General features: G+C 70.1%; 19 protein-coding genes. 14 read left to right on the forward strand and 5 right to left on the reverse strand.

What is annotated here, in order from left to right:
• The first annotated feature begins 78 nt into the window (after positions 1-78).
• From rho to VFL28_15850, 7 genes are all read left to right on the forward strand, one after another.
• Positions 79-1338, forward strand: a complete 1260-nt coding sequence (rho, locus tag VFL28_15820; protein ID HET7266131.1) for a transcription termination factor Rho — start codon at positions 79-81, stop codon at positions 1336-1338.
• A 221-nt stretch (positions 1339-1559) separates the two neighbouring features.
• On the forward strand, positions 1560-2408 hold the full coding sequence (locus VFL28_15825; GenBank protein ID HET7266132.1) for a M23 family metallopeptidase: 849 nt from the start codon (positions 1560-1562) through the stop codon (positions 2406-2408).
• Between the two features lie 173 nt (positions 2409-2581).
• The gene (locus tag VFL28_15830; protein HET7266133.1) at positions 2582-3343 is read left to right on the forward strand and encodes a M23 family metallopeptidase; all 762 of its coding nucleotides are present in this window, start codon (positions 2582-2584) and stop codon (positions 3341-3343) included.
• A gap of 32 nt (positions 3344-3375) precedes the next feature.
• Complete coding sequence (gene hydA, locus VFL28_15835) at positions 3376-4743, forward strand: dihydropyrimidinase (GenBank protein HET7266134.1); 1368 nt, start codon at positions 3376-3378, stop codon at positions 4741-4743.
• A gap of 83 nt (positions 4744-4826) precedes the next feature.
• Positions 4827-5246, forward strand: coding sequence for a Rieske (2Fe-2S) protein (locus tag VFL28_15840; protein HET7266135.1), 420 nt, complete (start codon positions 4827-4829; stop codon positions 5244-5246).
• A gap of 14 nt (positions 5247-5260) precedes the next feature.
• Complete coding sequence (locus tag VFL28_15845; protein ID HET7266136.1) at positions 5261-6379, forward strand: amidohydrolase family protein; 1119 nt, start codon at positions 5261-5263, stop codon at positions 6377-6379.
• A gap of 37 nt (positions 6380-6416) precedes the next feature.
• Positions 6417-7598, forward strand: coding sequence for a DegT/DnrJ/EryC1/StrS family aminotransferase (locus VFL28_15850; GenBank protein HET7266137.1), 1182 nt, complete (start codon positions 6417-6419; stop codon positions 7596-7598).
• 15 nt (positions 7599-7613) lie between these two features.
• On the opposite strand, the gene VFL28_15855 is transcribed toward VFL28_15850, so the two are convergent.
• The 5 genes from VFL28_15855 to VFL28_15875 form a co-directional block, all read right to left on the reverse strand.
• The gene (locus VFL28_15855; GenBank protein ID HET7266138.1) at positions 7614-9269 is read right to left on the reverse strand and encodes a hydantoinase B/oxoprolinase family protein; all 1656 of its coding nucleotides are present in this window, start codon (positions 9267-9269) and stop codon (positions 7614-7616) included.
• Positions 9266-11269 (reverse strand): hydantoinase/oxoprolinase family protein, encoded by a 2004-nt coding sequence (locus tag VFL28_15860; GenBank protein HET7266139.1) that lies wholly within the window; start codon positions 11267-11269, stop codon positions 9266-9268. The genes VFL28_15855 and VFL28_15860 overlap by 4 nt, the downstream gene beginning before the upstream one ends.
• A gap of 33 nt (positions 11270-11302) precedes the next feature.
• Positions 11303-12160 (reverse strand): ABC transporter permease, encoded by an 858-nt coding sequence (locus tag VFL28_15865; protein HET7266140.1) that lies wholly within the window; start codon positions 12158-12160, stop codon positions 11303-11305.
• A 38-nt stretch (positions 12161-12198) separates the two neighbouring features.
• Positions 12199-13218 (reverse strand): ABC transporter permease, encoded by a 1020-nt coding sequence (locus VFL28_15870; protein HET7266141.1) that lies wholly within the window; start codon positions 13216-13218, stop codon positions 12199-12201.
• 137 nt (positions 13219-13355) lie between these two features.
• Positions 13356-15011, reverse strand: a complete 1656-nt coding sequence (locus VFL28_15875; GenBank protein ID HET7266142.1) for an ABC transporter substrate-binding protein — start codon at positions 15009-15011, stop codon at positions 13356-13358.
• Positions 15012-15153: 142 nt separating this feature from the next.
• Here VFL28_15875 and VFL28_15880 point away from each other — a divergent pair, with 142 nt between their 5' ends.
• Genes VFL28_15880 through VFL28_15910 form a run of 7 tightly spaced genes read left to right on the forward strand, consistent with a single transcriptional unit; the run spans position 15154 to position 22626 of the window.
• Positions 15154-16323 carry a DegT/DnrJ/EryC1/StrS family aminotransferase gene (locus VFL28_15880; GenBank protein ID HET7266143.1) on the forward strand — a complete coding sequence of 390 codons (1170 nt, stop codon included), beginning with the start codon at positions 15154-15156 and terminating at the stop codon, positions 16321-16323.
• The gene (locus VFL28_15885; protein HET7266144.1) at positions 16316-17500 is read left to right on the forward strand and encodes a DegT/DnrJ/EryC1/StrS family aminotransferase; all 1185 of its coding nucleotides are present in this window, start codon (positions 16316-16318) and stop codon (positions 17498-17500) included. Before VFL28_15880 ends, VFL28_15885 begins: the two co-directional genes overlap by 8 nt.
• A gap of 6 nt (positions 17501-17506) precedes the next feature.
• Positions 17507-18904 carry an amidase gene (locus VFL28_15890; protein HET7266145.1) on the forward strand — a complete coding sequence of 466 codons (1398 nt, stop codon included), beginning with the start codon at positions 17507-17509 and terminating at the stop codon, positions 18902-18904.
• Positions 18901-19104 (forward strand): hypothetical protein, encoded by a 204-nt coding sequence (locus VFL28_15895; GenBank protein ID HET7266146.1) that lies wholly within the window; start codon positions 18901-18903, stop codon positions 19102-19104. The genes VFL28_15890 and VFL28_15895 overlap by 4 nt, the downstream gene beginning before the upstream one ends.
• On the forward strand, positions 19094-20263 hold the full coding sequence (locus VFL28_15900) for a DegT/DnrJ/EryC1/StrS family aminotransferase (GenBank protein ID HET7266147.1): 1170 nt from the start codon (positions 19094-19096) through the stop codon (positions 20261-20263). The genes VFL28_15895 and VFL28_15900 overlap by 11 nt, the downstream gene beginning before the upstream one ends.
• Positions 20260-21408, forward strand: a complete 1149-nt coding sequence (locus VFL28_15905; GenBank protein ID HET7266148.1) for a DegT/DnrJ/EryC1/StrS aminotransferase family protein — start codon at positions 20260-20262, stop codon at positions 21406-21408. Before VFL28_15900 ends, VFL28_15905 begins: the two co-directional genes overlap by 4 nt.
• A gap of 15 nt (positions 21409-21423) precedes the next feature.
• Positions 21424-22626, forward strand: a complete 1203-nt coding sequence (locus VFL28_15910) for a DegT/DnrJ/EryC1/StrS family aminotransferase (protein HET7266149.1) — start codon at positions 21424-21426, stop codon at positions 22624-22626.
• Positions 22627-22660: the final 34 nt, after the last annotated feature.

Genomic DNA, 22660 nt, shown 5'->3' on the forward strand with positions numbered 1-22660 from the left:
CGGAGCCCGCACCTCGCCGGCCGGCCGCGCCACCGCGGCGCGGCCCTCTAGGCCGGGAGGCGTGGAGGTGGCGCGGGCGTGCCAATCGCGGAGCTGGAGGGCAAGAATCTCAACGAACTGCAGGACCTCGCCAAAGAACTCAACGTCCAAAATGTTCGACGCTACCGTAAACAGGAGCTGATTATGAAGATCTTGCAAGCCCAAACCGAGCAGAGCGGACTGATGTTCCGCTCCGGCATCCTCGAGATCATGCAGGAGGGGTACGGCTTCCTCCGCACGAGCGGCTATCTGCCGGGATCCGAGGACATCTACGTCTCCCCCTCGCAGATCAAGCGGTTCGGCCTGCGCGTGGGCGACGAAGTGCTCGGGCAGGTCAGGGCCCCCAAGGACAACGAGAAGTACTACGCGCTGCTGCGGGTGGAGGCCGTCAACGGCCTCGACCCCGAGCAGGCGCGCTCGCGGCCCGATTTCGAAAAACTGACGCCGGTCTTCCCGCACGAGCGGCTCAAGCTCGAGCTGCCGCAGAGCGACCTCACCGTGCGGATCGTGGATCTCTTCGCGCCGATCGGCAAGGGCCAGCGCGCGATGATCGTCTCCCCGCCGAAGGCCGGCAAGACGACCCTGCTGAAGAAGATCGGCCAGAGCATCGTGCAGAACCACCAGGAAGTCTACCTGATGGTGCTGCTGCTCGACGAGCGGCCGGAAGAGGTCACCGACATGCGCCGCTCGGTGGAGGCCGAGGTGGTCGCGTCCACCTTCGACCGGCCGCCGGAAGAGCACGTGCAGGTCGCCGACCTCGTCCTCGAGCGCGCAAAGCGCCTCGTCGAGGGCGGCCGCGACGTCGTCGTCCTGCTCGACAGCCTCACGCGCTTCTCGCGCGCGAACAACCTGGTCATCCCGCCGAGCGGCCGGACGCTCTCCGGCGGCCTCGACCCCGCGGCGCTGCACCGCCCGAAGCGGTTCTTCGGCGCGGCGCGGAAGATCGAGGAAGGCGGCAGCATCACCATCGTCGCGACGGCGCTGATCGACACCGGCAGCCGGATGGACGACGTGATCTACGAGGAGTTCAAGGGCACCGGCAACATGGAGCTCCACCTCAACCGCAAGCTGCAGGAGCGCCGCACCTTCCCGGCGATCGACATCAAGCTCTCCGGGACCCGGCGCGAGGAGCTGCTGCTCACCGAGGAGGAGCTGCGGAAGGTCTGGGTGCTCCGCAAGAGCCTGGAGTCGCTGGACACCGTCGCGATGACGGAGCTGATCCTCGACCGGCTGCGCAAGACGCCGAACAACGCGGGCTTCCTGCGCTCGATCATCAAGAGCGCGGAGGAGGACGCTTAGCCCGTCCGGTCTGTCTGGGACGGCTCGACCGCAGTCGAGAGACACACGACACAGCCGGGGCCGCGCGGAGCAGGAATCCGCGCGGCCCCGGCTTAAGCCCCCGATTGGGGGAGAGCCACCGGACATCGTTCGGACGCATGCCCGCGTCCGCCTCGCGCACGATCGCCTGCCGTTTTAACCCCCGCACCGTAACGCACAACCGAACTTCCATGGGAGGGTCAATGCCGACCTCGTGGAGGCGGGTGGCCGCGGCCGTGGTGAGCGCGGTCTGCGCAGCGGTTCCGGCGCCGGCTTTCGCGCGGGAGCCGATCGGGGGGGACGGCCGGCATGCGCCGGCCGGCGTGACGGCGACTGTTCATCTCCGCATGCCCGCGCTGCCGCTGCCGGCCGCGCCGCAGCTTCAAGGCGCGGCCGCCCTGCCGGAGACTCGCCATACCATCGTCGCCGGCGACACGCTGTGGGCGATCGCCCTATCCGCCGGCGTCCGCGTCGATGCGCTGGCCGCCGCGAACGGTCTCACCGAAAACTCGGTGCTCAAGCTCGGACGCGTGCTGACCATTCCGCACCCGGCAACGCCGGTTCCCGCCCCGGCGGCGTCGGTTCGCCCGGCCGCGCCCGAACGCACCTCCGTCCCGTCGCGCGCGGCGGCATTGCCGGCGGCCCCCGGTTCCGGTGCGGCGAGCCATCTCGCGCTGCTGTGGCCGGCCGGCGGGATCGTCACCTCCCGGTTCGGCTGGCGGGTCCATCCAATTTTCGGCGGTCGCGAATTTCACACCGGCATGGATATCGCGACTCGGTACGGCTCCCCGGTCGTGGCGGCCTGCGCCGGTCTGGTCCGCTTTGTCGGCTGGAAGTCCGGCTACGGCCGAATCGTCGTGCTCGATCACGACGGCGGCATCGAGACGGCGTACTCGCACCTGTCCGCGGCCCTCGTGAGCCCCGGTCAGCGGGTGACGCAGGGCCAGCTGATCGGCCGCATCGGCAACTCCGGCTGGAGCACCGGTCCGCACCTGTTCTTTGAGGTGCGGCGGAACGGCGTGCCGCTGGATCCCGCCCGTTACCTCAACTGACCGGCAGGAATCTGCCCCGCTTCGCCCCAACAAGGTTGTCGGGGCAAGTCACGAGACACTGCTCGGACACCGGCTCTCGCTCGCCCTGACTGGGCGGGACGTGGTGCCCGCTCACCGTACGGTTGCCAGTTGTGTTCGCCCCGCAAATCCGCGGAAAGACTCCAGGAGGATCCATGGCCTCGTCCGAGAGGCGCCGGGCCGCCGGCGTGCGGTTTGTCGCGGCCGCTGCCGCGACGTGCGGGATGCTGGTAATCGGGATCGGCGCGGCTGTCATCAGCTACGGAGGGACGCCGGCCATCGGGGATCGCCCGGCGGCGGCCGGCGGGGAGAACGTCACACCCGCCGTGATGAGAGCCCCGGCGCCCGGGGTCTTGCAGCTCGCGGCGGCCGTCGCTCTTCCATGGACTGGGCGCGAGGCGGCCCCGGCGGCGGCGAGGGGGGGCGACGCCGAATTGTCCCCGCGCGCAAACGTTGCCGGCGGTGTGCCGGCGGAACGGGGGGCGGCCCCGTCCGCCGCGGCGACGCCACCGGCGGCGGCCGAGGCGTTGTCCCTCGCACTGCTGCGGCCGTCCGGAGGCGTCATCACGTCGCGCTTCGGCTGGCGCATGCACCCGATCTTTGGAACCAGGGAATTTCATACCGGGGTCGACATCGCTACGCGCTACGGGTCGCCGGTCATCGCGGCGCGCGCCGGTGTGGTCCTCTTTGTGGGCTGGAAGTCCGGCTACGGGCGCATCGTTGTGCTCGACCACGGCGGCGGGTTCCAGACGACGTACTCGCATCTCTCGGCCGCCCTCGTGAACCCCGGCGAGGAGGTTGAGCCGGGCCAGGCCATCGGACGCATCGGCAGCTCCGGCTGGAGCACCGGGCCGCACTTGTTCTTCGAGGTGCGGCGGAACGGCGTTCCCGTCGACCCCGCACGGTACCTCAACTAGCGTTTTTTCAGCCGCCCATGGAATGTGACCTCGTGGTCCGCGGCGGGCGGGTTGTCACCGCCGCCGCGGACGGCGTCGCCGACATCGGTATCTGCGCCGGGAAAATCGCGCAGCTCGGCGGGGAGATGCGGGCGGGCCGGGAGATCGACGCGTCCGGCCTCTACGTCTTTCCAGGCGGCGTCGACGTCCACGTGCACCTCAGCCAGGCGGCGCGCCCCGAACCGGGACGCGAGCTGTGGGTGGATGACTTCTTCACCGGGTCGCAGGCCGCGATCGCGGGCGGCATCACCACGATCGGCAACATGACGTTCCAGTGGGCGGGCGAGCGCCTGCGGGATGCGCTGGAGCGCGATCTCGCCGCGGCTGCGCGCGACGCCGCCGTCGACTTCATCCTGCATCCTGTGCTCACCGAGCCGACGCCCGCCGCCGTGGACGAGGTGGCCGCGTTGGCGGCGCAGGGGCACGCCAGCCTCAAGCTCTTCATGAGCCGCGACAATTTCGACGCGGAAGCCGACATGTATCTGCGCGCGATGGACGCGGCCGCGAAGAGCGGCCTGATCGTGCTGATGCACTGCGAAGACGGCGCACTGCAGCGGTTTCTCAAGGGGCGCCTCGCGGAGGAAGGCCGCGCGGGTCTGCGATATTACCCGGACAGCCGTCCGATCTACACCGAGTCGGTCGCGACCGAGCGCGCGATCGCGCTCGCGCAGGCCACCGGGGCGCCGATTTACGTCGTGCACCTCTCGTCCGCGGCGGCGCTCTCCCGCTGCCGGGCGGCGCGCGCGGAGGGCCTTCCAGTGTACGTGGAAACCCGGCCGCTGTACCTGTATCTCACGCGCGAGCGCCTCGAGGAGCCGGACGGTCCCAAGTACACCGGCGCGCCGCCGCTCCGTGATGCGACCGACGTGGCGGCGATCTGGGCCGGCCTGCGCAGCGGCGACGTCCAAAGCGTCTGCACCGACCACGCCCCCTGGACGCTGCGCCAGAAACTCGACCCGTCGCTCACCGTGGCCACGGTGCGCAACGGCGTCGCCGACCTCGAGACCTTGATGCCGATGCTGTACTCGGAGGGCGTGCGCGGCGGGCGGATTACGCTCTCCCGTTTCGTCGAGCTCACCAGCACGAACGTCGCCAAGCTCTTCGGTCTGTACCCGCGGAAGGGGACGATCGCGGTCGGCTCCGACGCCGACGTGGTGATCTGGGATCCCGAGGCATCCCGGACGATCGACGGCGCGTCGATGCGTTCGCGCGCCGGCTATTCCGTTTATGACGGGCGCGAGGTCCGCGGCTGGCCGGTCTACACGATCAGCCGCGGCGACGTCGTGTTCGATCGGAGCGGCGTCACGGCCGTGCGCGGGCGGGGCCGGTGGCTGCGCCGCGGCGCGACCGCCGCGTTGTAGGCGCCGCCCGGACCGTCCGCCGACCGCGGCCGGCGGCCGTGCAGCGCTGTGGGAGTTTGGGGGCGACCGGCGAAGACCTACGTATGAGGCGGCACCTCGTGGGGACGATCACGGAGCTGCCGCCGGGAAGCCGGCGGATCGTTACGGTCGACGGACGTTCCATCGGGGTGTTCAACATCGGCGGTCGCTTCTACGCGCTGCGCAACCGCTGCCCGCATCAGGGGGCGCCGTTGTGCGAAGGCCGGGTGAAGGGCACCACGCTGCCGGGCCCTCCGTACCAGTACGTCTACGGCCGCGACCGGGAAATCATCCAATGTCCCTGGCACGGCTGGGAGTTCGAGATCGCCACCGGCCGCACGTACTTCAACCCGCACCGCATGCGTGTGAAAACGTACGATGTCACCGTCGAGCGGGGCGCCGCGGCGGCGCAACTCGAGGAGGACGTGACGCTGGAGACGTTTGAAGTCACCACCGAAGGCGATCTCGTCGTGTTGCACGCGTAAGGAGGAGGACGGACGTGACCGACGGTCTCAGGGCGATGCCGATCATCGATTGCGACGTGCACAACCGATTCAAGGACGGCAAGATGACCTCGCTGTGGCCGTACCTGCCCCGCGCCTACCAGGAAGACGTGCGGGAGTGGGGGATCAACCTCCCCGGCGTCGGCTACTTGAACGGCGGCGACCGCGGCTACCGCGGCGACTCCTGGCCGAAGGACGGGTTCCCCGGTTCCGACCTGGATCTCATGCGCGCGCAGCTGCTCGACCGTTTCCACGTCCGGTACGCGATCCTGCTCGGCCAGGAACTCCGGCCGCTCGGGACGCTGCCGAACGCCGACTACGCCGCCGCGCTCGCCCGCGCGTACAACGACTATCTGATCGAGCACTGGCTGGCGCGGGACGCCCGTCTTCGCGGCGCGATGCTGATCGCGACCCAGGACGTGCCGCAGGCCGTCCGGGAGATCGAACGGATCGGCCGCCATCCGGCCATCGTCCAGGTCCTGGTTGCGAACGGCGCGCGGCTGCCGTACGGCAACCGCTACTATCAGCCGATCCTCGAAGCCTGCGAAGCGCTCGGCCTGCCGTTCGCGCTCCACACGGGCAGCGAAGGCGCCGGCATCAACGGCCAGCCGTCCGTGGCCGGCTACGGCTCCTACTACGTCGAGAACCGCCAAGTCCGGCCGCAGGGCTACATGACGCATCTCACGAGCATGATCTTCGAAGGCGTCTTCGAGCGATTTCCGAAGCTCCGCGCCGTGTTCATCGAAGGCGGCTACGCGTGGCTCGCGCCGTTTCTCTGGCGGCTCGACGCCGACTGGCGCGGGCTGCGGCATCAGACGCCGTGGGTCAAGCGGCCGCCGAGCGAATACGTGTGGGAGCATGTCCGGTTCACGTCGCAGCCGCTCGAGGAGCCGGACCGGCCGGCCGATCTCCTCGAGGTGTTCAAGTGGAACCGCGCGGAGCGGACGCTCATGTTCGCGTCGGATTACGCGCACTGGGACTTCGACTCGCCGACGGACGCGTTCCCGCGCATGCCGGACGAGCTCCACCGGCGCATCTTTTACGAGACGGCGCGCGAACTGTACGGATTTCCCGAGGCCGCTGCGGCCCCGGAACACGCGGCGACGGCGGACTGACGCCGGTCGATCGCGACTCTCACCTACGGTGGTGCGCATGCAGATTCCCAACCGCAAGATGATACCGACGCCCGAGCAGCGACAGAAGGCCCTCGAGATTCTCGAGACCGGAAGGACGTACGGCGGGGAAGAGACCGAGCGCTTCGAGATCGAGCTGGCCGCGTGGTGCGGCCGCCGGTACGGTGCGACCGCCAACTCCGGCACGTCGATTTGCCTGCTGGCCCTCGACGCGAAGGGCATTGGGCCGGGCGACGAGGTGATCCTGCCGGCGAACGGCTATGTCGGCGTGCTGGCGGCGGTGATAAAGCGCGGGGCGACCCCGATCTTCGCCGAGGCCGACGCCGACACGTCCAACGTCCGCCCCGACGCGATTGCCGCCGCGGTGACGCCGCGTACGCGCGCGGTCGTGGCGATTCACGACTACGGTTTTCCGTGCGACATGGATCCGATCATGGAAACCGCGCGGCGCCACGGGCTGTTCGTGATCGAAGATGCGGCCCATGCGCTCGGCGCGGAGTACAAGGGGCGGCGCGCCGGCGGCATCGGCGACATGGGGTTCTTCAGCTTCTCCGGGAAGATGATCACGGCGTTCGGACCCGGCGGCGGCGCGGTGACGGACGATCGGGACCTCGCCGAAGGGCTGGCGAGTCTGCGCGACCAGGGCCGCGTACGGGACGAGCACATCAGTTTCGTGCGGCGGACGGACCCGACGTGGTACGACCAGCGGTGGGTCGGTTACAACATGCACATGACCGAGCTGTGCGCGGCGCTCGCGCGCATCGATCTCCGCATGCTGCCGTCGTTCGTCGCGCACCGGCGCCGCGCGGCGGCCTACTACACCGAGCGCTTCCGGGACGCGGGGCTGCCGCTGCGGCTGCCGCCGTCCCGGCCGTGGGCGGCGCCGTCGTACCTGCACTATACGGTCTGGACTCCCGAGCGCGAAGGGCTGCGCGAGGCGCTTGCCGCCCGCGGGATCGAGGGGATCGCGCTCTACCCTACGCCGCTGCACCTGGCGCGTCCCGTCATGGAGCAGTACGGGACGCGGGCGGGACAGTTTCCGGTGGCGGAGCGGCTCTGCCGCGAGACGCTGTCGATCCCGGCCGGCCCGCACATGACGGACGAACTGCTGGCGTACGTCGCGGACGCGGTGATCGGCTACTTCAGGGCGAGGCCGTCCGCCGGAGCCGCCGGCGCCAAATCGGCCGTGACCGCGGATTAGGCCGAAGCCGCCGGCTTAGAGGTCTTCCGCCGGCTCGGGGACCGGCGCGCCGCGCGTCTGCCGTTCTTCGCGCGCGTCTCTCGCGAGGCGGTCCTCGGAACGGCGTTCGGCCGGTCCGTACCCTCCGCCGCCGCCCGCCCGCACGACGAGGCGGTCGTTGCGGCGCAGCGTCTCGTGCACCTTCGAGCCGAGGACGCGCGCCGCGCCGTCGCGCACCAGCACGCACGCGCCCGGCGCGCCGGTGCCGCCGCCAAAGAGGCCCGGCGCGCCGTGGCGGTGGCGGTCGGAATGCAGGCCGAAGGTGACGTCGTCTTCGAGGATCCGGTAGGCGCGCTCCATCCCGAGGCCGCCGCGGTACTCGCCGTCGCCGCCCGAGTTCGGCACGAGCCGGTACCGCGTCACCTCCAGAAACGGGAACTCGATCTCCACCGACTCGACCGGCGTATTATGGCCGTTGGTGAGCGGCATGATCATCCCGTCGGCGCCGTCCTGGCACCACAGCGCGCCGTTGCCCGCGCCCAGCACCTCGGACAGGATGCGCGTGTGGCCGCCCGCGCGGTGGCCGAACGTAATGCCCGTCTGCGCGTCGAACCCCGGCGCCATGACCTGCCTCGGCAGCACCGGCGCGAGCGCCATGTTGATCGCGTCGAAGATCTTGTAACATGCGCTGGTGCGCGCCCGCGTCGCGGCCGGCCAGCGCGGATTGACGAGCGAACCGAGCGGCGCGGTGACGCGCACCGGCCGCATGCTACCCGCGTTGACGAGCATGTGCGTCACGCCGAGGATCGCGACCACCGTCGTCCGCACGCTCGACAGCGTCGAGCCCCACGGCACGTTGATGAAGCCCTTGGCCTGGCCGTCGGTGCCCGAGAAATCGATCGTCATCTCGCTGCCGGCGATGCGGACCGCGACGCGGACGTAGAAGGGGCCCGCGTCCGTGCCGTCGTCCTCCATGTACGCCTCTCCGCGGTACTCGCCGTCGGGGATCGCGCTGATGGCCTGGCGCGAGATGCGTTCCGCGTAGTCCTGGACGTTCGTTGTGAACTCCGCGATCGCGTCCGGGCCGTACTTGCGCGCGAGCGCTTTCACCCGTGCCTCGCCGGTCCGGCAGGCGGCGATCTGCGCGTCGAAATCGGCCAGCACGGTGCGCGGCGCGCGGACGTTGGCGGCGAAGAACTTGCCGAACGGGCTGGCCCGCCACCCCGCGTCCAGCGGGATGCGCATCGGCGGGAAGACGATGCCTTCCTGGAAGACGTCGGTGGCGCGGGCGTTGCTGGCCGCGGCGCCGCCGCCGAGATCGAGGTGGTGGACGTTGGCGCATGTGACGCCGAGCAGCCGTCCGTCGAAGCGGATCGGGGTGAACAACAGCACGTCGTTGATGTGCTGGCCGCCGTGAAACGGATCGTTGGTGATGAAGGCCTCGCCGTCCTGGAGGCCGGCGAACTCGTACTGCTCGGCGATCGCGGCGGCGGCGGGGTCGATGGCGTTCAGCAGCTGCGGGATGTAGTTTGCGATCGCGACGGTGTTGCCGCGCGGGTCGAGGATCGCCGTCGCGATGTCGCGCACTTCGCGGACGATCGTCGAGTGCGCCGAGCGGTAGAGGTTGACGCCCATCTCTTCCGCGGTCGCGGCGAAGGCGTGGCCGATGACGGACAGGGTCACGGGATTCATTCGCCGGCCTCCAGCACCAGGTTCCCCAGTCGGTCCGCCCGGGCCGACCAGCCTTCGGGTACGTACGTGGTCGCCGTCGGCTCTTCGACCACGCACGGCCCCCGGAGGCGCGTGCCGGGTTCGATTTCGTCCCGCGGGTGGTATCCCGCGGCGGGCGGCGCGCCGCCGCGCCGCCCGCCGGGGGCCGAGCGGACGCTGCGGAGCGGAGACGGCGCCGCCGCGATCAGCCGGTAGCCGACCACCTCGACATCTTGATCGCGCACGGCGTGTCCGTACCGCGTCCGATGGGCCTCGTGAAACGCTTCCACCACATCGGCGATCCGGAGGCCGTCGGCGGGCACGCTGATCTCGTACGCCTGGCCCGTGTAGCGAAGGTCCATCTCGCGGCGGCAGCGGACGTCGCTCCAGGGCCGTTCGTACGCTTCGAACTCGCGGCGCGCGCGGGCTTCGAGGTCCGCGAACACCTCCGCGGCCGCGGCGTCGCGGACCCGGCCGGCCGGCTGCACGCGGGTGATGGAAAAATCCTGGCGCGTGTCGGCGATCAGCAGGCCGTACGCGGAGAGGAGTCCCGGATTGACCGGCACGAGCACGCGCGCGATGCCGAGGTCCGCCGCCACCGCGGCCGCGTGCAGCGGCCCCGATCCCCCGAACGCCACGATCGTGTAGTCGCGCGGGTCGTAGCCGCGTTCGATCGACACCAGCCGCATCGCCTGCGCCATCGTGACGTTCACCAGCCGGAGCACGCCGTCGAGGGTTTCCCGGCGCGGCAGCCCGACGCGGTCCGCGAGCGAGGCGAGCGCCGACTCAGCCGCCCCGGCGTCGAGCCGCAGCCGGCCGCCGAAAAACGCCTCCGGCCGGATCCGCCCGGCCAGCACGTTGGCGTCCGTAACCGTGAAGGCCGTGCCGCCCTTTCCGTACGCCGCCGGCCCCGGGTTGGCACCGGCGCTCTCCGGGCCGACCTTGAGGATGCCTCCGCGGTCGACATCCGCGATGCTGCCGCCGCCGGCGCCGACCGTCGCGATGTCGATCATCGGCACGTTGAGGGGCAGGCCGGCGATCCGGTACTCGCGCGTCACGCCGGGGCGGCCGTCCGTGACCAGGCAGACGTCGGTGCTGGTGCCGCCCATGTCAAACGTGATGACGTTCGGAAACCCCGCCTCGACCGCGGCGGTGGTGGCCCCCACGACGCCGGCGGCCGGTCCGGATAGAATCATCTTCGCGGCGTGCCGGCGGATGGCGTGCGCCGGTACCGTGCCGCCGTTCGCCTGCACGATCGTCAGCGGCCCGCGGAACGCCCGCGCCCGCAAACCCTCTTCAAGGCGCGAAAGGTAGCGGTCCACGACCGGCTTGGCATAGGCGCTGATCACGCAGGTGCTGGTGCGCTCGTACTCCCGGAACTGCGGCAGCACGTCGGACGAGCGGGTGACGGCGACGCCCGGCAGCGCCGCGGTGAGCGCCGCTTCGACCGCGAGCTCGTGCGCGGGATTCGCGTAGGCGTGCAAGAGGCAGATCGCGATCGACCGGACGCCTGCCCCGGCCGCCAAGCGGCGCACGTCGTCGACGAACCCGAAGTCCGTCAGCGCCCGCCGCACCGCGCCGTCCGGGCCGATGCGCTCGTCGACTTCGACGATGTGGTCTCGCGACACGAGCGGTTCGGGCTGACGGTAGAAGAGGTCGAAGAGGCGCGTCTTCGCCTGGCGCTGGATCAGCAGCACGTCGCGGAATCCCTTCGTCGTGAGGAGGCACGTGCGCGCGCCCTTGTGTTCCAGGACCGCGTTCGTGACGACCGTCGATCCGTGGATCAGCGCGGCGAGGTCCGCCGGCGCCGCGCCGCACTCCTCGACGGCGGCCAGCACCGCGCGCTCCGGATCGGACGGTGTCGACATGACCTTGCCGGTTGCTTCGATGCGGTCTCCGCGCGACAGCACCCAGTCGGTGAAGGTACCGCCGACCTCGATGCCGAGCCGCCGTCCGGTCGTGCCGAGATGCCGTGTCTCCATTGAACCTCCCGTGTGCCGCCGGCGCGCGTGCGGCTATCGCGAACGAAAGCGCGGATCGAGCAGATCGCGCAGTCCGTCGCCGAGCACGTTCATCGCCAACACCAGCGTCAGAATCGCGAGTCCCGGGAACGTGCTGATCCACCACTGGTCGAGATAGTTGCGCCCGGCGGCGATCATCGAGCCCCATTCCGGGATCTGCGGCGGCGGGCCGAGTCCCAGGAAGCTCAGCGACGCGAAGGTGAGGATGGCGTGGCCCACGTCGAGCGTGCTGAGGATCACCACCGGCGAGATCGTCTGCGGGAGCACGTGCCGGAGGAAGATCCGCGGGCGCGAACCGCCGACCGCGCGCGCCGCGAGCACGTACTCGCGGTCCCGCAGCGCCAGCACGAGGCCGCGGACGAGCCGGGCGTAGGACGGCCACCACGCGACCATGATCGCGATGATCGCGTTCCGGATGCCGGCGCCGAGCGCCGCCGTGATGACGAGGGCGAGGATGACCGTCGGAAACGCGAGCATCAGGTCCGTGCCCCGCATGATCGCCTCGTCGGCGACCCCCCCGAGAAAGCCGGCGGTCCCGCCGATCAGCGTGCCGAGCACGACCGCGAGCGCCACGGCCACGATGCCGACCGGGATCGAGAGGCGCGCGCCGTAGAGAATGCGGCTCAGGATGTCGCGCCCGAGCGGGTCCGTGCCGAGCCAGTGCTCGGGGCCCGGAGGCTGCAGGCGTCCGGCGATCGATTGCGCGAGCGGCGGGTACGGCGCGAGCGACGGCGCGAGCGCGGCCGCGGCGATCCAGCCGGCGACGATCGCGAGGGCAAGCAGCGCGAGCGGCGAGCCGGAGAGCTGACGCGGCAGCAGGCGGCGCCACCGGCGCCGTGCCCGCCGGGGCACGGGCGCCGTCTCCGTGGTGGTGACCGCGGCGTCCACGCTCACGCGACCCGGATGCGCGGGTCGAAGAACGCGTAGGCCACGTCGACGACCAGATTGACCATGACGTACACCGCGGCCACGACGATGCCGCTGCCCATGATCGCCGGGAAGTCGAGCGACGTGGCGCTGCTAAACGCGTAGAGGCCGAGGCCCGGCCAGCTGAACACCGTTTCGGTGACGACGGCGCCGGACAAGAGCCCGCCGAAGCTGAGGCCGACGATCGTGATGATCGGGATCAGCGCGTTGCGTGCCGCGTGCCGGACGATGACGGCCCAGCGGGTGACGCCCTTCGCCCGGGCGGTGCGGACGTACTCTTCGCCGAGCACTTCCAGCATGCTGCCGCGCATCATCCGGGTGACGATGCCGAGGCTGTAGGACGAGAGCACGACGGCCGGCAGGACGAGGTGCTGCAGCCAGTCGGCCGCCGCGTCCCAGCGATGGCTGAGGATCGCGTCGATGAGCACGAATCCGGTGACGAAGGGCGGTGGCGTAATCACCGGACTGAGCCGTCCCGGCGCCGGCGCCCAGCCGAGGTGCGCGTAGAAGACGACGATCGCGACGAGGCCGAGCCAAAACACCGGCGTGGAGACGCCCACGAGCGAGGTGACGCGGGCGGCTTGATCGATGGGCCGTTCGCGGTTGACCGCGGCCAGCATCCCGAGCGGGATCCCGGCGACGAGGCTCAGCAGCATCGCGGCGACGGCGATCTCGATCGTCGCCGGTAGGTGCTGCCGCAGGTCGAGCAGCACCGGCTGGCGCGTGGAGATCGAGACGCCCATGTTGCCGTGGACGAGGTTCCAGAGATAGATCAGGTACTGCTTGTAGAGCGGCTGGTCGAGCCCCCAGCGATGGCGAAACGCGGCGACGATCGTCGGGTCCGCGGCGGCCTGGTCGCCGAGATTGGCCGCCACCGGATCGGCCGGGACGGCGTGGGACAACAGGAAACTCAGCAGCGTGATCCCGACCAGCATCGGGACCAGCAGCAGTACCCGCCGGACGATGTAGCGGAAGAGCGTCATAAAATGCCGGACGGCGCCGCGTTCGTCCCGCGCGGGCGGGACCGGGTGGCGGGATGCGCCACCGTCGCCCCACTCGCGGGACTAGGTGGCGGGATGCGCCACCGTCGCCGGCGTCGTCCGGCCCGCGCCGCCTTTCTCTACGTCTTGCTGACCGTGTAGTAGTCGACCATCCAGGCGCTCGCGAAGGTAACGCCGCGCACGTTGGACCGGAACGCGTACGGCGTGACCGGCTGGAACAGCGGCGCCCACGGACCGTACGAGGCAATCATCCGGTTGAGCCGCTCGTACAGCCCCACTCGCTTCGCCGTGTCGATCTCGGTTTCCGTCGTCTTGGCCAACTGCGCGATCTGCGCCGCCACCGGGCTGGCCTCCGGCATCCATCCTGTACGCTTGGCCACCGTGCGGCCCGGCACGAACACGAGGTAGTCGCTCACGTCGGGATAGTCGGCCGCCCACTGCCAGATGCCGAGCTGGTTCTTGCCGTCGCGGTACTGCTGGATCGCGACGCTGTACGGGAGGCCGTTGAGGTTGATCTTGATGCCGACCGTGGCGAGGTCTTCCTGTACCTTCTGCGCGATCAGGTTCGCCTGGATGCCGTAGAAGACGAGGTCGCCCGCGAACGTAAGCGTCCCGGAAATCTCGCCGAGGTTGGCTTCCTTCAGCAGGCGCTTCGCGTGCTCGCGGTCGGTCCGCGCCGCCTCGGCGGCGGGCAGCGCGCCCGGGAAGTTGTTCGGGATGATGCCGGCCTGGCGGAGCGCGCCCTTACCCGCGAGGGTCAGCATTCCCTTGTAGTCGATGGCGGACCGGACCGCCTCGACGACCTTCGGGTGCGCGAACGGCCCGCCGACCTGCGGGTTTTGGTTCATCATCACGTACACGAGCGTCGAGGCCAGGCTGGTCTTCACGGTGACGCCGGGAACGCCGGCGAGGCTGCGGACCTGGTCGGCGCCGATACCGGTCGCCACGTCAAGGTCGCCCTTCTTGATCATCAACTCCTGCGCCGACGGCTCGGCGACGTTGCGGAGGACGACACGGTCGATCTTCGGCGCACCGCGCCAGTGGTTGGGGTTCTTGACGAGCACGATCTCCTGCTTCGGGATGTAGTGGTCCAGGGTGAACGCGCCGGTGCCCGCGGAGTGCGCGTTCAAATAGGCCTCGGCTTGGTCCTTGGTCTTGGCGTCCGGGCTCGCGTCGCCGCCGTTGGCCGCCACGAGCTTGCTGTCGATCGCGCTCAGCACCGGGCTGGAGAGGATCGGCAGGATCGCCGGGTGCGGCTCGGTCATCCGGATGACGACCGTGAGGGGATCGGGCGTCTGCACTTCGTCCAGGCCCTCGAGCAGAAACGCGGCGTTGCCCTTGAGGTACCGCACGCGGTCGATCGACCACTTGAAGTCCGCGGAGGTCAGAGGGTTGCCGCTCGCAAACTTGACGTTCGGCCGCAGCTTGAAGGTATACGTCTTGCCGTCCTGCGAGACGGTCCAGGCGGTGGCGAGCGAGGGCTTAGGCGTCTTCAGATCCTCGCCCTCGAACGTCACCAGCGAGTCGTACGTCGCGTGGTCGATGTTGTTGGCGCCGTTCTCCAACTCCCGACCGGGGTCCAGAGTCTTGATGTCGAACCCGGCCCCGCCCACGGTGAGCGTTGACGACGCGGCCGCGCCCAAGGCGGGGCGCGCCGCCTCGAGCAGGCCGAGGAACGAAAAGCCGGCACCGGCACCGGCAAGGCGGAGGAGGTCGCGCCGCGAGAGATCGCCCTTCCCATCAGACCTGTCAGACCTTCGGTACCCACGAGCCATCGTTGTCCCGTCCCCCTTAACAGATGGTGACCGTATTATCAAAACGCCATTTCGTTTTTCGGGATGAATACGGAAGATAGTAGAGGGGTTGTTTCTCTTTTCCTCGAACGATCTCCTTGCTCGTTTTCCTGGAGGGGAGACCATGGCGCGCGAGGCACCCGTCCGAGAGATCCGCTACAAGCCGGTCATGACCGACGAAATGATCGACGCCGCGACCCGCGTGCTGCGCAGCGGCAAGTACATCCGCAGTTTCCCGCTGGAGGACTCCGAGGGCAAGCGCTTCGAGGACGAGTTCTGCGCCTACATCGGCGCGCCCCACGCCGTCAACATGTCGAGCGGCACCGCGGCGATGCACATCGCGCTGCTGGCGCTCGGCGTCGGGCCCGGCGACGAGGTCATCACGGTTCCGAACACGTTCTCCTCTGTCGCGGACGTCATCATCCTCTGCGGCGCGAAGCCGGTCCTGGTCGACGTCGAGCCCGACACCTACAACATGAACGTCGGGCAGGTCGAGGCCGCGATCACGCCGCGGACGAAGGCCATCATGCCGGTGCACATGAACGGCCACGCGGTCGATATGGACCCGCTGATGGCGATCGCGCGGAAGCGCGGTCTGAAGGTGATGGAGGACGTCTGCCACGCCGCCGGCGCCAAGTACAAGGGCCGCTATCTCGGGACGTTCGGCGACGCCGGCTGCTTCTCGTTCGTGCAGAACAAGTGCATCTCCGTCGGCGGCGAAGGCGGCATGATGGTCACCTCGGACCCCAAGGTCTGGGAGACGGCGATGATGTTGTGCAACCACGGCCGCGGACGGCGGTGGTTCGAGGGGCACAAGGCCTACCATATCTACCGCGCCCAGCAGATCGAGTTGGTGGGTTTCAACTACCGGCAGAACGAGCTTCACTCGGCGATTGGCCGGATCCAGCTCAAGTACCTCGACGGCTGGAACGCCCGCCGGCGCGAGAACGCGGCACTGTACGGGACGCTGCTGAGCCGATTCCGCCACGACCTGACGCTGCCGGCCGCCAAGCCGTACGCCGAGCATGCGATGATGCGGTTCGTGGCGCAGACGCCGCGGCGCGACGAGCTGCGCGCGTATCTCGAGGCCCGCGGCATCCACGTCATGGTGGAGTACGGCACGCCGATTCACCTCGACCACGCCTACCAGCGCCACTGCGGAGCGCCCGAGGGGACGTTTCCGGTCACGGAGCGGCTCGCGCAGACGATCCTGACGTTGCCGTGCTATCAGACGCTCGACGCCAACGACATCGGATACGTCGCGGAGGCCATCCGGCAGTTCTACCGTGAGTAGCCGCGACCCGGCCGGCGGCGGGCCGCTTCCCGTGAAGTACCGGTGTCTCTGGACGCCGTTCGACGCCGAGATGCGGGACGCCATGCTGCGTCCCACGCCGGGCCCGGTGTACTACGACGGCCCCGAGGTCGAGGCGTTCGAGCGCGAGGCCGCGGCTTACCTCGGCGTCGCGCGCGGCGTCGGCGTTTCGTCGGGAACAACGGCCCTGTACCTCACGATGCTGGCGATGGGGATTGGTCCCGGCGACGAGGTCGTCTGCGCCGCGAACGGCTACGTGTGCGGCGCGGAATGCGCGATCCAGGCCGGGGCCAAGCCGGTCTACTGCGACGTGCTCGACGAGACCGCGAACCTGGACGCGCGGACCGTCGAACCGGTGCTGACGCCGCGCACGAAGGCGATCGTGGCCGTCCACCTCTACGGGCATCCCGTGGACATGGATCCGCTCATGGATCTGGCGCGCCGCAGAGGCCTGTTCGTGATCGAGGATCTCGCGCACGCTTTCGGCGGGCGGTACAAGGGGCGTCCGCTCGGCTCGATCGGACACGCGAGTTTCACGAGCTTCGCGCGCAAGGGGATTACCGTCGCGGGACAGGGCGGCATGGCCTTTACCGCCGACCCGGAGTGGACGCGCCGCATCGCGCTGCTGCGGCGCCACGGTTGGGAACGCGGCCACGCGTACCGGAGCCGGATCAGCCTGGTTGGCTTCAACCATACGCTCGGCGAGTCGCTCGCCGCGGTGGGCCGCGTGTCGCTGTCGCGGCTCGACCGGCACAACGCCGTGCGCCGCGAGAACGCTCGCCGGTACACCGGCGGCCTCACCGCGCGCGGCCTCGGCGCGGCGGTCCCCGTCGAGTTGCCGTGGGCGTCGCACGCGTGGTTCCACTACGTGATCCGCGTGCCGCGGCGCGACGATCTCATCGCGTTTCTCCGCACGCGCGGCGTCGAGGCCGGCATTCACTACAAGCATCCCGTGTACCGCGAGCCGGTGTACATCGCGCGTACCGGCGAGGACCCCGGGCCGCGGCCGGTGGCGGATCGAATCACGTCGCACATCGCCACGCTCCCGTCGCACCCGGAAATGGGCGGCGACGGGGTGGACTACGTGCTCGATCAGGTGGCCGAGTTCTACGGCGGGCGCTTGGACGAGGCGGCCGGCGCGGCCGCCGCCGCGCGGTAGGGCCCCGTGGCGCCCGGTCTCGCGTACCGCTCGCTCACCGAACTCGGCCGTCTCTTGGACTCCCGGGAGGTGTCGCCCGTCGAGATCGTGGCCGAGGCGCTCGCGCGGATCGAGCGGTACAACGGCCGGTTCGTGAGCTACCTGACGGTCTGCGCCGAGGCGGCGACGGTGCAGGCCAGGCGCGCCGAGCAGGAGATGGCCGGCGGGCGCGGCCGCCGCACGCGGCTGCACGGTCTGCCGATCGCGCACAAAGACATCAGCCTGACGAAGGGCGTCCGCACGACCGCGCACTCCCGCTGCCTGCTCGAGCACGTGCCGGACCGAGATGCGACGCACGTTCGCCGTCTCGCGGAGGCGGGCATGATCATCCTCGGCAAGACGAACACGACCGAGTACGCGTGCGGGACGATGGACGTTTTCGGCATCGCGCGCAACCCTTGGGATCCGGGCCGTTACACCGGCGGCTCGAGCGCGGGGTCCGCGAGCGCGCTCGCCGCCGGCATGGCCCCCGCGGCCACCGGCTCCGACACCGGCGGATCGATCCGGGTGCCCTCGAGCTTCTGCGGCATCGTGGGCCTCAAGCCGACCTACGGGCGCGTCAGCCGGTACGGGCTGATTCCGCTGAGCTGGAGTATGGACAACGTGGGTCCGATGGCGCGGACGGTCGCCGACTGCGCGCTGCTGCTCGGCGCGATGGCGGGCCACGATCCGCTGGACCCCACCAGCGCGCGGGCCCCGGTGCCGGACTTCACCGACGGGCTGGATGCCGGCCTGCGCGGCATGGTGCTCGGCGTCCCGAAGCAGCATTTCTACGACGGGCTCGATCCCGAGGTCGACGCGGCCGTGCGCGCGGCGCTGCGGCACCTCGAGAGCGCGGGGGCCCGCCTCGAGCCGGTCGATCTTCCGCTCGCCGGCCACCTCGCCGGACCCGGCGGCATTCTGATCATGGCCGAAGCCTACGGGCTGCACGCCGCGCAGCTGCGCGAGCGCGCCGCGGACTACGGCGCGCGCACCCGCCGGCGCATCGCGTCGGGCGCCTGCTACACGAGCGGCGAGTACGAGGCGGCGCTGCGGATTCGCGGGGCCTGGACGCGCCAGGTGGCGCGGGCGCTCGACCGCGTAGACGCAATCGTCACGCCGACGGTGCCGCACCCCGCGTTCACCGTCGAGGTGCAGCGGGCCGGGGAGCCGCCCGACACGAGTTGGGGGACGCGCCACTTCAATCTGTCCGGGCATCCCGCGCTGTCGCTGCCCTGCGGCTTCACCGCGGCGGGGCTGCCGGTCGGGATGCAGCTTGCCGGCCGGTACTTCGACGAGGCGACTCTGTTCCGCATCGCCCACGCGTACGAGCAGTCGACGCCGTGGCACAGCCGGCACCCGGCGCTTCCGGAGGCGGCGGCATGAGCGGTTCAACCGAACGCATTCGCGAGGAGCTCGGGCGCCTCGGCATCGCGGTGGACGGTGACGATCTTGCGATGATCGCGAAGATCGTCGAGGCGAACCGCGCGGGACTGGCCCGCGTGCCCGCCGAGGCCGTCGACGATCCCGAGGTGAGCCATGGGTTCCTGCCGCCGGCGGTACCGGGAGAGCCCCATGGCGTCTGAGGCGCGCGCCGCGATGGAGATCCCGTACAAGTTCCCGTACCCGGTGACCGACGAGATGCAGCGCGCGGTCGCCGACGTGCTGCGCCGGCGGATTCACTACTTCGGGCCGTACACCGACGCGCTGGAAGCGAAGCTGGCCGCGCTGAGCGGGACGAAGCGCGCCGTCGCGGCCTCGTCGGGCAGCGCCTGCCTGCTTCTCGGCCTGCACGCCTGCGGAGTGGGCGCCGGCGACGAGGTCGTCATGCCCGCGAACATCTACGCCGGCGTCCCCGAGGCCGCGCTGCAGCTCGGCGCCGCACCGGTCCTGGTCGACATCGACCCGCGGACATACAACATCTCGGTGGAGCAGGTGGAGGCGGCGCTCTCGCCGCGGACGCGCGCGATCGCGGTGCAGCACAGCTACGGCCACGCCGTCGACATGGATCCGCTGCGGCGCCTCGCCGAGCCGCGCGGGATTCGCATCCTCGAAGACGCGGCGCACGCGCTCGGCGGCCGGTACAAGGGACGGCCCACCGGCGGGCTCGGCGACGTCGGCGTGTTCGCGTTCAGCAACAAAGGGATCTCCGCGTGCGGGGTCGGCGGCGCCGCGACGGCGGCAGACGAGCGGATGGCGCAGGACCTGGTCGACCGCCGGTACCATGGCCGGCGCGCCGGCTACGAGACGCACGTCCTCGGCTACAACTTCCGCTTGACGGAGATGGTTGCCGCGGTCGCGTCGTGCCAGCTGGACCACCTGCCGGCGTGGAACGCGCAGCGCCGGCGCAACGCGGAGCACTATACGGTGCGCCTCGGCGACGCCGGCGTCCCGCTCGGACTGCCGGTCGAGCTGCCGTACGCCGAGCACACGTTCCTGCACTACGTCGTGCGGCTCGACGCCCGGGACGCGCTGATGGAATACCTCCGAGGACGGGGCGTCACGACCTCGGTGCACTATCCCGTGCCGGTGCACCGGCACGCGGCGTTTGCCGGCCGCCTGCCGTACCGCGAGGGCCAGTTCCCCGAAACGGAGCGGGCCTGCCGGGAGATTCTGTCGCTGCCGTGCCATCCGGCCGTGGGCGAAGCCGAGATCCGGTACGTCGTGGCGGGGGTCGCAGAGTTCTACCACGGCCGCGCCGACGCGCGGCGCCGGACGGAACACGGTGGAGGGGGGCGGGCATGAAGATTCCCTATCGCGCGCCGGTCGTCACGGACGAGATGCGGCGCAAAGCGCTCGAGGTGCTCGAGAGCGGGACGACGTTCGGCGGGCCCGAGACCGAGCGCTTCGAGGTGGAGCTCGCGGAGCGGTGCGGGATGCGCTACGGCGTCAGCGCCAACTCCGGCACGTCCGTCACAATGCTCGCGCTCGATGCGCGCGGCGTCGGCCCCGGCGATGAGGTTGTCATGGCGGCGAATGCCTACATCGGCGTCCTCGCCGCGGTCGTGAAGCTCGGCGCCGCGCCCGTGTTCGTCGAGGCTGAGGCCGGCACCGGCAACATCTGTCCGGACGCGGCGGCCGCCGCGATCACGGCGAAAACCCGCGCGATCGTGCCGCTCCATATGTACGGTTTTCCGTGCGATATGGACCCGATCGTCGCGGCGGCCCGCGCGCGCGAAGTGTTCGTGCTCGAAGACGCGGCCCACGCGCTCGGCGCCGAGTACAAGGGCCGCCAGGCGGGCGGCCTCGGCGACGCGGGGTTTTTCAGCTTCTCCGGCAAGATGATCACGGTGTTCAGCACGGGCGGCGCGGTCGTCACCAACGACCGCCGTCTCGCCGAAGGCATTTCCAGCCTGCGCGATCAGGGCCGTCTGCGCGACGAGAAGATCAGCTTCATCAGGCGCACCGACGCGACGTGGTACGACCAGCGCTGGATCGGCTACAACATGCACCTCTCCGAGATGGCCTGCGCGCTCGGGCGCCTCCAGCTTCCCCTGCTCGCGCGGTTCACCGAGCACCGCCGCCGGGCGGCCGCCTACTACACAACACGGTTCACCGACGCGGCGCTGCCGGTGCGGCTCCCTCCGTCGCGGCCCTGGGCCAACCCGTCGTATCTGCACTACGCGATCTGGACCCCAAAGCGCGACGCGATGGTGGAGTTTCTGCGGGCGCGCGAGATCGGGGTCGGTGTGCACTATCCGCTGCCGCTGCATCTCCTCGAGCCGGTGCAGGCGCGGTACGGCACGCGCGAGGGGCAGTTCCCCGTGGCGGAACGGCTGTGCCGCGAGAACCTCTCCCTGCCGGTCGGCCCGCACATGACCGACGAGATGCTCGCCCGCGTCGCCGACGCCGTGATCGCGTTCTTCAAGGCAGACCGCGCCGCGGCCTGACGCGGACACGGAAGGATGACTGCGCGCGACCGATCCGCCAAGCTGCGGCCCCGGAAGGTCCAGTCGAAGCGCATCGAAATCACGGACGAAATCCGGAAGGCCGTGTTGGCGCAGCTCGATCGCGGTGTGTACTACGGTGGCGAGCAGGCGTACCGGTTCGAGCAGGAGCTCGCAGCCTACCTCGGCGTACGGCACGTGCTCACGGTGAACTCCGGCACATCCGCGCTTCTCGCCGCGGCGATCGCGCTCGGAATCGGACCCGGGGACGAGGTGATCGTCCCGGCCAACGTCTATGTGTCGAGCGCGGAAGTGCCGGCGTTCCTCGGCGCGGTCCCGGTGTTTTGCGACGTCGACGAGGCGACGGCCAACATGACGGCCGAGACGCTGCGCGCGCGGCTGTCGTCTCGCACGAAGGCCCTCATCGTCACGCACATGTACGGCCACGCGGTCGACTTGGACCCGATTCTCGAAATTGTTCGCGCCCGGGGGCTGCGCGTCATTGAAATCTGCGCCCACGGCCTCGGCGCGGAATACAAGGGCAAGAAACTCGGGGCGTTCGGGGACGCCGCGGTCTTCAGCCTCGGGAGCAAGAACATCTCGATGTGCGCGACCGGCGGCGCCGTCGCCACGAATTCGGCGCGGCTCTACGAGGAGGCGGCCAGAGTTTCACGGCACGGATGGGGGCGCCTCTCAGTTACGCCGTCGTTCTACCGGCAGATCGCCTTCGCCGATTCTCCGATGTCGGGTATGTCGCCGCTCGATCGCGACTCGGCCAGGCCGGGGCTAAATCTGCAATTGGACGAGATCCCGTGCGCGATTGGACGGATCGGCCTCCGGCATCTCGAGGAGTGGAACGCGCGCCGGCGCGAGGTCGCGGCGTTGTACACGCGTCTTCTGGCCGAGGCCGGCGTGCCCGTTCATGCGCCGGTCGTGCACCCGTGGACCAAGCACGCGTTCCTGCACTACGTGGTTCGCGCCCCCCGGCGCGATGGGTTGCGCGACTTTCTCGTCGAGACCGGCGTCGAGGCGTTGATTCACTATCCGCAGCCGCTTCCGGACATGCGGTATTATCGTGAGCACTATCCGACCAGCCCGGCGGTCTATCCCGTCGCGTCACGCCTCGCCGGAGAGATCCTCACCCTGCCCATTCACCCGTGGCTTGACGACGCCGACGCCGAGTACGTGGTCGCTCGCATCTCCCAATTTTACCGCGACTGACCACCGGCGGCCCGCGCCGCCGCATAGGGGGAAT

This window comes from bacterium, from assembly GCA_035691305.1.
Classification (GTDB): Bacteria; Sysuimicrobiota; Sysuimicrobiia; order Sysuimicrobiales; family Segetimicrobiaceae; genus DASSJF01.

Bases quoted from the DNA above. Each gene is read 5' to 3' on its own strand.
- VFL28_15825 (HET7266132.1), top strand. From the start codon at position 1,560: ATGCCGACCTCGTGGAGGCGGGTGGCCGCGGCCGTGGTGAGCGCGGTC.
- VFL28_15830 (HET7266133.1), top strand. From the start codon at position 2,582: ATGGCCTCGTCCGAGAGGCGCCGGGCCGCCGGCGTGCGGTTTGTCGCG.
- VFL28_15840 (HET7266135.1), top strand. From the start codon at position 4,827: ATGAGGCGGCACCTCGTGGGGACGATCACGGAGCTGCCGCCGGGAAGC.
- VFL28_15850 (HET7266137.1), top strand. From the start codon at position 6,417: ATGCAGATTCCCAACCGCAAGATGATACCGACGCCCGAGCAGCGACAG.
- VFL28_15855 (HET7266138.1), bottom strand. From the start codon at position 9,269: ATGAATCCCGTGACCCTGTCCGTCATCGGCCACGCCTTCGCCGCGACC.
- VFL28_15860 (HET7266139.1), bottom strand. From the start codon at position 11,269: ATGGAGACACGGCATCTCGGCACGACCGGACGGCGGCTCGGCATCGAG.
- VFL28_15870 (HET7266141.1), bottom strand. From the start codon at position 13,218: ATGACGCTCTTCCGCTACATCGTCCGGCGGGTACTGCTGCTGGTCCCG.
- VFL28_15875 (HET7266142.1), bottom strand. From the start codon at position 15,011: ATGGCTCGTGGGTACCGAAGGTCTGACAGGTCTGATGGGAAGGGCGAT.
- VFL28_15880 (HET7266143.1), top strand. From the start codon at position 15,154: ATGGCGCGCGAGGCACCCGTCCGAGAGATCCGCTACAAGCCGGTCATG.
- VFL28_15895 (HET7266146.1), top strand. From the start codon at position 18,901: ATGAGCGGTTCAACCGAACGCATTCGCGAGGAGCTCGGGCGCCTCGGC.
- VFL28_15900 (HET7266147.1), top strand. From the start codon at position 19,094: ATGGCGTCTGAGGCGCGCGCCGCGATGGAGATCCCGTACAAGTTCCCG.
- VFL28_15905 (HET7266148.1), top strand. From the start codon at position 20,260: ATGAAGATTCCCTATCGCGCGCCGGTCGTCACGGACGAGATGCGGCGC.
- VFL28_15910 (HET7266149.1), top strand. From the start codon at position 21,424: ATGACTGCGCGCGACCGATCCGCCAAGCTGCGGCCCCGGAAGGTCCAG.